8 protein-coding genes are annotated in these 7,431 nt (G+C 69.3%); 2 read left to right on the top strand and 6 right to left on the bottom strand.

Annotated elements, in window-relative coordinates:
• Window positions 1–38: 38 nt before the first annotated feature.
• Window positions 39–1,073 (bottom strand): class II fructose-bisphosphatase, encoded by a 1,035-nt coding sequence (gene glpX / locus ACPCXD_RS16850; protein WP_016693944.1) that lies wholly within the window; start codon window positions 1,071–1,073, stop codon window positions 39–41.
• A 183-nt stretch (window positions 1,074–1,256) separates the two neighbouring features.
• On the opposite strand from glpX, the gene ACPCXD_RS16845 reads away from it, so the two are divergent.
• Window positions 1,257–1,826 carry a DUF4245 domain-containing protein gene (locus tag ACPCXD_RS16845; protein ID WP_024103281.1) on the top strand — a complete coding sequence of 190 codons (570 nt, stop codon included), beginning with the start codon at window positions 1,257–1,259 and terminating at the stop codon, window positions 1,824–1,826.
• Window positions 1,827–1,888: 62 nt separating this feature from the next.
• Here ACPCXD_RS16845 and ACPCXD_RS16840 read toward each other — a convergent pair whose 3' ends face one another.
• The 3 genes from ACPCXD_RS16840 to ACPCXD_RS16830 are packed head-to-tail and all read right to left on the bottom strand — an operon-like array spanning window position 1,889 to window position 4,103.
• Window positions 1,889–2,152, bottom strand: coding sequence for an exodeoxyribonuclease VII small subunit (locus ACPCXD_RS16840; protein ID WP_160877127.1), 264 nt, complete (start codon window positions 2,150–2,152; stop codon window positions 1,889–1,891).
• Window positions 2,149–3,414, bottom strand: coding sequence for an exodeoxyribonuclease VII large subunit (gene xseA / locus ACPCXD_RS16835; RefSeq protein ID WP_016693942.1), 1,266 nt, complete (start codon window positions 3,412–3,414; stop codon window positions 2,149–2,151). Before xseA ends, ACPCXD_RS16840 begins: the two co-directional genes overlap by 4 nt.
• Window positions 3,411–4,103, bottom strand: a complete 693-nt coding sequence (locus ACPCXD_RS16830; RefSeq protein ID WP_160877129.1) for a lipid droplet-associated protein — start codon at window positions 4,101–4,103, stop codon at window positions 3,411–3,413. Before ACPCXD_RS16830 ends, xseA begins: the two co-directional genes overlap by 4 nt.
• Before the next feature lie 99 nt (window positions 4,104–4,202).
• Here ACPCXD_RS16830 and ACPCXD_RS16825 point away from each other — a divergent pair, with 99 nt between their 5' ends.
• Window positions 4,203–5,201 (top strand): 4-hydroxy-3-methylbut-2-enyl diphosphate reductase, encoded by a 999-nt coding sequence (locus ACPCXD_RS16825; protein WP_088896604.1) that lies wholly within the window; start codon window positions 4,203–4,205, stop codon window positions 5,199–5,201.
• Between the two features lie 75 nt (window positions 5,202–5,276).
• On the opposite strand, the gene ACPCXD_RS16820 is transcribed toward ACPCXD_RS16825, so the two are convergent.
• A complete protein-coding gene (locus tag ACPCXD_RS16820; protein WP_253249915.1) occupies window positions 5,277–6,173 on the bottom strand; it encodes a DUF6542 domain-containing protein in 897 nt (298 codons plus the stop codon).
• 24 nt (window positions 6,174–6,197) lie between these two features.
• Complete coding sequence (locus ACPCXD_RS16815; protein ID WP_016693938.1) at window positions 6,198–7,361, bottom strand: DNA recombination protein RmuC; 1,164 nt, start codon at window positions 7,359–7,361, stop codon at window positions 6,198–6,200.
• Window positions 7,362–7,431: the final 70 nt, after the last annotated feature.

Below are 7,431 nucleotides of genomic sequence, written 5' to 3'. Positions count from 1 at the left end.
GCTGCGGATCAGGGCAGTGACGATCAGGGCAGTGACGATCAGGGCATGGGCGGCGGCGAGCCGGCGACACCGTGGAAGTCGATGGACGAGAACTCGCTGAGCTTCTGCAGGCGGTGGTACGCCTCGATCATGCGGACCGTGCCGGACTTGCTGCGCATCACGATCGACTGCGTCTCCGCGCCACCGGCGGAGTAGCGGACGCCGCGGAGCAACTCACCGTCGGTGACGCCGGTCGCGCAGAAGAAGATGTTCTCGCCGGTGACGAGATCGGTGGTGGTGAGGACGCGGTCGAGATCGTGTCCGGCGTCGATCGCCTTCTGGCGCTCGGCGTCGTCCTTCGGTGCCAGGCGACCCTGCAGTGCACCACCCATGCAGCGCATCGCGGCCGCGGCGATGATGCCCTCGGGGGTACCGCCGATGCCGAGCAGCATGTCGACACCCGAACCCGGACGTGCCGCGGCGATCGCGCCGGCGACGTCGCCGTCGGAGATCAGACGGATGCGGGCACCCGCCTCGCGTACCTCCTTGATGATCTGCGCGTGGCGCGGACGGTCGAGGATCGTCACGGTCAGGTCGGCGTGCGCGATGTTCTTCGCCTTCGCGACGCGACGGATGTTCTCCGCGATCGGGGCGGTGATGTCGATGACGTCGGCGGCCTCGGGGCCGACGGCGATCTTCTCCATGTAGAACACGGCGGACGGGTCGAACATCGCGCCCCGCTCGGCCACGGCGAGCACCGCGATCGCGCCGGGAGCGCCCTTCGACATGAGGGTGGTGCCGTCGATCGGGTCGACCGCGACGTCGCACAGCGGGCCGTCGCCGTTGCCGACCTCCTCGCCGTTGTACAGCATGGGCGCTTCGTCCTTCTCGCCCTCACCGATCACGACGACACCCTGCATCGACACGGAGCTGACCATGTGCCGCATCGCGTCGACCGCGGCGCCGTCGCCACCTTCCTTGTCGCCGCGTCCGACCCACCGGCCGGCCGCCATCGCCGCGGCTTCGGTGACGCGGACCAGTTCGAGCGCGAGGTTGCGGTCCGGAGCTTCGCGGCGTGGGGTGCTGGCCGTCATGGGCTACTGCCTCCTGGAGACTTTTCGGTCGACGCGGGTTGCGCCGGCAGAGGGAGCGGGCGCCGAGGGCGCCCGCACGATCCGTGTGTGTCGCGTGGCTATTGTCTCATCACGGCCGATGGTGTGGGCTGTCGGACCCGCCCGGCCTGAACCTGCCCGTTTCGTAGCTGTCAGACTGGACGGGTGGCATCCAAGAAACCTCGCATCCTGCAAGACGGTCGAGATATGGCGTGGTCGCTGATCCCGCTTCTCGTGCTGATCCTCTTCATCGCGGCGATCGCCAGCCAGTGCGAGTTCAAGCCCGGCGGACCCACGGCGGGTCCCGTGCCGAGCTTCGACATCGATGCCGGCCTGAAATACGACGCGGCGGAACTCGGATTCCCGATCCGCCACCCCGAGGTGCCCGAGGACTGGCAACCCAACTCCGGCAGCCGCAGCATCGTCTCCGGTAACCAGGGCGGCGATTCGAGCACCGTCGGTTTCATCACTCCCGCAGGTCGCTACGTGCGCTTCACCCAATCGGATGCCGGTGAGGACGAACTGGTGCGATTCGTCGCCGGAGGTGCCCGCACCGCCACCGACACCCGGTCCGTCGAGGGCCACGACTGGGTGGTCTACGGAGGCGAGGGCGTCGAAGCACTCTGGGTGTCCGACTTCGGCGACGTGCGCATCCTGATCGGTGGGTCGGGCGACGAGGCGGAGTTCACCACCCTGGCCACGGCCGCGGGCAGGGCCGAGCCGCTCGAACCCTGATCCGGGTCCGGTCGGTCGAACGCTGATCCGGGTCGGATGGGTCGAGGACTGATCGTTCGAGATCAGTCCTCGTCGTCCTCGTACTCGTCTTCGTCCTCGTCGTCCGCGAGGGAGAGTGCCTGCTCGACACGTTCGCGGGCGCCGGCGAGGTGTTCTTCGCAGCGCTTCGCGAGCGCCTCGCCGCGCTCCCACAGCTGCAACGAGTCGTCGAGGTCGAGCCCGCCCTGTTCGAGCATCTTCACGACGTTGACGAGTTCGTCCCGAGCTCGCTCGTAGCCGAACTCCCGCACATCGGCGTTGGCGTCGTCGGTTCCCGCGTTCGTCACTGTCCTGATCTTCCTTGTCGTTCGTGTCCCATGACGGCGGCGCGGGCCGCGCCGTCCGCCACGCGCACCCGCAGCTGGGTGCCGATGGGCATCTCGTCGAGTGTGCGTACCACTTCGGGGGCGCTGCCCGGCACGATCCGCTGGACCACGGCGTAGCCACGCGCCAGGGTCGCCGCGGGTCCGAGGGTCGCCAACCGTGCCCGCAGGTGTTCGAGCGTCGACGACTGCGACGAGATCAATCGCGTGACGTCGCGTCGTGCCGCGTGCTGCAGCCGCTCGATCTCCTCGTTCCGGCGGTCGAGGTCGCGGAACGGATCGGCCAGTACGGGACGGTCGCGCAACTGTGCGATCACGTGTTCCTCGCGCCGGACCCAGTTGCGCAGCGCCGCCGCCGACCGTGCTCTCAGTTCGTCGACGAGATCGAGTTCGGCAACCGCATCGGGTACGACGCGCTTCGCGGCGTCGGTGGGGGTCGCGGCTCGCAGATCGGCGACGTGATCGCAGAGCGGGCTGTCGGGTTCGTGGCCGATTGCGCTGACCACGGGGGTCGTGCACGCGACGATGGCACGGCACAGCGCCTCGTCGGAGAAGGGCAGCAGATCCTCGACGCTGCCGCCACCGCGGGCGAGGACGATCACGTCGACGTCCGGGTCCTTGTCGAGTGCTTCGAGGGCCTCGATGAGCTGCGTGACCGCGGTCGGGCCCTGCACGGTCGCGTGGCGCACGTCGAACTGCACGGCCGGCCAGCGACGCTGCGCGACCGACAGCACGTCGCGCTCGGCCGCGCTGCCCCGGCTGGTGACCAGGCCGACGCGGCGCGGCAGGAAGGGGAGTGGGCGCTTCAGCCGCGGGTCGAACAAGCCCTCGGCTGCGAGCAACGCGCGCAGCCGCTCGAGACGCGCGAGAAGTTCGCCGATGCCGATCGCCCGGATCTCGGTGACCCGCAGCGCGAGGCTGCCGCGACCCGGCCAGAAGGTCATCTTCCCGAACATGATCACGCGGCTGCCCTCGGTGAGCGGCACCCCCGACTGCTGCAACAACTGTGGTGAGCAGGTCACCTGCAGGGACATGTCCACCGACGGGTCACGCAGGGTCAGGAACGCCGTCCGCGTCCCGGGACGGGCGTTGATCTGCGTGATCTGCCCTTCGACCCAGATGGTGCCGAGCTTGTCGATCCACCCGGCGACCTTCTGCGCCACGGTACGGACGGGCCAGGGCTGCTCCGCGGAGTTCGGGCGTGCCGCGTTCTGTCCGGCCGTCACTTGTTACGCGCGCTCGTGATCCGGTTCGACAGCATCGTCACGAACGGAGTACGCGCGGCGTGAGCATTCTCGTATTCGAGCAACGCTGTGAGCTCGTCCACCGACAGTGCGCGCAGACGGGCACGCAGCTGTGCGAGGGTCAGCGAGTCGTAGTCGAGGTATTCGACGATCTCGGAACGGTCGCCGGCGGCGACCTTCGTGTCCGTGGTCTCGCCGATCTTCGTGCCCTCGGCGTCGGCTGCCTTCTTCGGAGCGGTCTTCTTCGCTGCCGTCTTCTTCGCGGGGCCCTTCGTCGTCGCGGTGCCGACCTTCACCGGTGCGGCCTGCTCGGCCACGGGCGCATCGGCCTCGGTCGCCGGCGGGATCGAGTACAGGGCGAACCGGCCGGGAGCGCCGTTCGGGGTGTTGTTCGTCGAGGTCACGGCCTCGTCCGAGGCGGTCGAGCCGTCGTCGTCGAAGGTCGCCCACTGTGCGGTCTCGCCGGGCTCGGCTCCGAAGATCTCGAAGAACTGGTCGCCCTTGATGGCGAGCGAGGTCATGACCTGCTGCACTCGCATCGTCGTCTGCAGGATCTGGCTCACCGTCGTCATCGGCAACGAAACGGCTGTGCTCGGCAGCTTGAGGGTCTCTTCGTACGCGGTGACAGCAACGCCGGCAGCCACCCGTGCCAGGAACGGTGGACGGATCATGCCCCAAGACTGCCCGATGATCGGCGTGATTGGTAGCCGGGGAGCACGTCGGCCGCGAGCTGGGAAGCCCCACTCCGACGCGCCCCGTACTCTGGAGGTATGTCTGCGCCTGTTCCTCTCGAAGTCGGGATCACCCGGTCCGCCGGTCCCTCCACCTCCGGAAAGCGCGTCCTGCTCGCCGAGCCGCGCGGCTACTGCGCCGGCGTCGACCGCGCCGTCGAGACCGTCGAGAAGGCACTCGACAAGTACGGTGCGCCGATCTACGTCCGCAAGGAGATCGTGCACAACCGCCACGTCGTCGACACGCTCGCCGACCGCGGCGTGGTGTTCGTCGACGAGACCGACGAGGTGCCCGAGGGCGCTGTGCTCGTGTTCTCGGCGCACGGTGTGTCGCCCGCGGTCCACGAATCGGCCGCTTCCCGGCAGCTGCGCACCATCGACGCGACCTGCCCGCTGGTGACGAAGGTCCACCAGGAGGCCAAGCGCTTCGCCCGCGACGACTTCGACATCCTGCTCATCGGTCACGAGGGCCACGAGGAGGTCGAGGGCACCGCTGGTGAGGCCCCCGATCACGTGCAGCTCGTCGACGGCCCCGACGCCGTCGATTCGGTGACCGTGCGCGATCCGTCGAAGGTCATCTGGCTGTCCCAGACCACCCTCAGCGTCGACGAGACGATGCAGACCGTGCAGCGCCTGCGCCAGAAGTTCCCGCAGCTGCAGGATCCGCCGAGCGACGACATCTGCTACGCCACCCAGAACCGGCAGGTCGCGGTGAAGGCGATGGCACCCGAGTGCGATCTGGTGATCGTCGTGGGGTCGCGGAACTCGTCGAACTCCGTGCGGCTCGTCGAGGTCGCTCTCGGTGCGGGTGCCCGGGCCGCGCATCTGGTCGACTACGCCAAGGAGATCGATCCGGACTGGCTCGAGGGTGTCGAGACCGTCGGCATCACCTCCGGCGCGTCGGTCCCCGAGATCCTCGTGCAGGGCGTCGTGCAGTTCCTCGACGAGCGCGGTTTCCACGACGTGCAGTCGGTGACGACCGCCAACGAGACCCTGGTGTTCGCCCTGCCGCGCGAACTGCGCGCGTCGCGTCGCTGAACCTGTAGTCCGTAGAGCGAAGACGACCGGTCACCGCCGTGAATGGCAGGTGACCGGTCGTCTTCGTCGTGTGGGTCAGTCCTCGTAGCGGTCGCGGTACCGCACGCGCGGTGGCTCGTAGCCCTGCGTGGGTGCGGGGGAGGGCGCCGGTCGACCGGTGTCCGAGTCGGATGCCGGACGGCGCCGCGGCTCGCGGACCTCCGGCTGCACCGGCTCGGCAGGTCGGGGAGTGCGGGCACGCCGGGGAGCGGGCTGCTCGGCGGCCGGGGCCTCGGGACGGACGCGGCGACGGGGGCGGGTGTCGGCGACCTCCCGGACCGACGCCTTCGCGGCCGGCGTCCCGCGGCCCGAAGCGGTGCGAGGTGCATCCGCCGGGGTGGCCGTCGCCGGTCGCCCCCGGCCCGCACGCCTGGTCGGACGATCGTTCGCAGCGCGGGTCGGCCGGTCGCCTGCGGCGCGAGCCGGGCGGTCCTTCGCAGCGGCCTTCGCTGCCCGCGGCTTCGCCCGCTCTCGCGGCGCACGGGCCCGTACCCCCGTGTTCTGTCGGGTCACGAAGATCCGGAAACCGCCGATGGCCAGTGCCAGGAGCGTCGCCACCAGCATCGCCGGGAAGCGGTTCACCAGCGGATAGGCGACGTTGAGCGCGAGATCCTTCAATCCGCCGGTGCTGTCGGAGGAAACGATCTCCTGACCGATCGGCACCGCGAGGAGCAGCAGCAGAGGCGGCTGGGCCATGGCCGTGAACAGTCCGCGATAGCGCACCGCCACCACGGCCGCGACGCAGCCGAGCACGTAGAAGACAGTGAACGCAGAGGTCAGTTCGTTCCCGCGTGCGCTGTCGAGCAGCACCCCGAGAAGCGTCGTTCCGGCTGCGATCGCCACGGCACCCCACCAGGGCACACCGGGCACCGTAGGCACCAACGACCGCATGTCGAGCGGCACCGCCGAACGTGCACGTTGGGTTGCAGACACAACGTAGACATTAGCGTGGCGATGTCAGCTCGCTTCGTCGACAGGACCGTCCGCTACTGCTCTTTCTGCCAGAGTGCTGCGCCGCGGCCAGGCGTCGACACGCTGCACCTCGGGCACCTCACCGTCGAATATTTCCAGGTCGTGGAGCTTGCGGGCAGTCACGCCCACGCGGGTGTCCATCGACGAGACCGTCATGTTGAACGAATCGACGGCCTTGCCGAGCTGGTTGCCGAGCCGATCGAGGTGGGAACCGACCACACCGAGCCGTTGGTACAGCTCACGGCCCAATCGGTGGATGGTCGCGGCGTCGCGGGAGAGCGCCTCCTGCCGCCAGGTGTGCGCGATCGTGCGCAGCAGCGCGACGAGCGTGGTCGGTGTGGCGAGGATGACGTTCCGGGCGAAGGCGTGCTCGAGCAGATCGGGATCGGCGCCGAGCGCGGCATCGAGGAACGGATCACCGGGGACGAACAGCACGACGAACTCGGGCGTCGGATCGAACGACTCCCAGTAGGCCTTGGCCGACAGCTGGTCGATGTGAGTGCGCAGTTGCCGTGCGTGGCGCGTGAGGTGCCGGTCGCGCTCGTCGGGCTCCTCGGCCTCGGCGGCATCCAGATAGGCGGCGAAGGGCACCTTCGCGTCGACGACGATCTGTTTGCCGCCGGCGAGGTAGACGAGCAGGTCGGGGCGTACCCCGTCCTTGCTCACCTGGGTGTCGAAGTCGCAGTGCCGGACCATCCCGGCGAGCTCGACGACACGTTCGAGCTGGATCTCGCCCCATCGTCCGCGGATCTGCGGCGCACGCAGCGCGGTGACCAACTGCTGGGTGCGAGTGGACAGCAGCTGCGACGCGCGGTGCATGCCCTCGACCTGCTCGCTCAGCCCGGCGTAGGCGTGCACGCGGTTGCGTTCGACGTGCTCGACCTGCCGAGCCAGCGCTCCCACGGCCTCGTTCAACGGGCCGACGAGTCGCGACACCTGGTCGCCGATGGCGCCGGACTGCCGGCGGGCGGCGTCCTCGCTCACCGCGGCCAGCGACTGACGCAGCTGCTCCTCGTTGTCGCGCAGGGCTGCCAGCTGCGCCTCGGCACGGGCTGCGCGTTCGCCGTCGCGGGAGGCCCGCAGCAGCCAGCCGAGCACCACTCCGAGACCGAGCGCGACGAGCAGGCCGAGTGCCGTGAGTGCTGTCATGTGGCGGATGATGCCTCATCGATGCGACATCCACCCGACATCCGGGGATGTCGGTCCTCTCCTCTACCGT

It is taken from the genome of Rhodococcus sp. AB351 (assembly GCF_049538275.1).
GTDB lineage: Bacteria > Actinomycetota > Actinomycetes > Mycobacteriales > Mycobacteriaceae > Rhodococcus.
Note: the sequence above shows the minus strand (reverse complement) of the source record. Positions and strands in the feature narration are given on the sequence as shown.

Excerpts from the sequence above, each read along its gene's own strand:
- ACPCXD_RS16830 (WP_160877129.1), bottom strand. The coding sequence starts at position 4,103 with ATGATCCGTCCACCGTTCCTGGCACGGGTGGCTGCCGGCGTTGCTGTC.
- ACPCXD_RS16815 (WP_016693938.1), bottom strand. The coding sequence starts at position 7,361 with ATGACAGCACTCACGGCACTCGGCCTGCTCGTCGCGCTCGGTCTCGGA.
- glpX (WP_016693944.1), bottom strand. The coding sequence starts at position 1,073 with ATGACGGCCAGCACCCCACGCCGCGAAGCTCCGGACCGCAACCTCGCG.
- ACPCXD_RS16825 (WP_088896604.1), top strand. The coding sequence starts at position 4,203 with ATGTCTGCGCCTGTTCCTCTCGAAGTCGGGATCACCCGGTCCGCCGGT.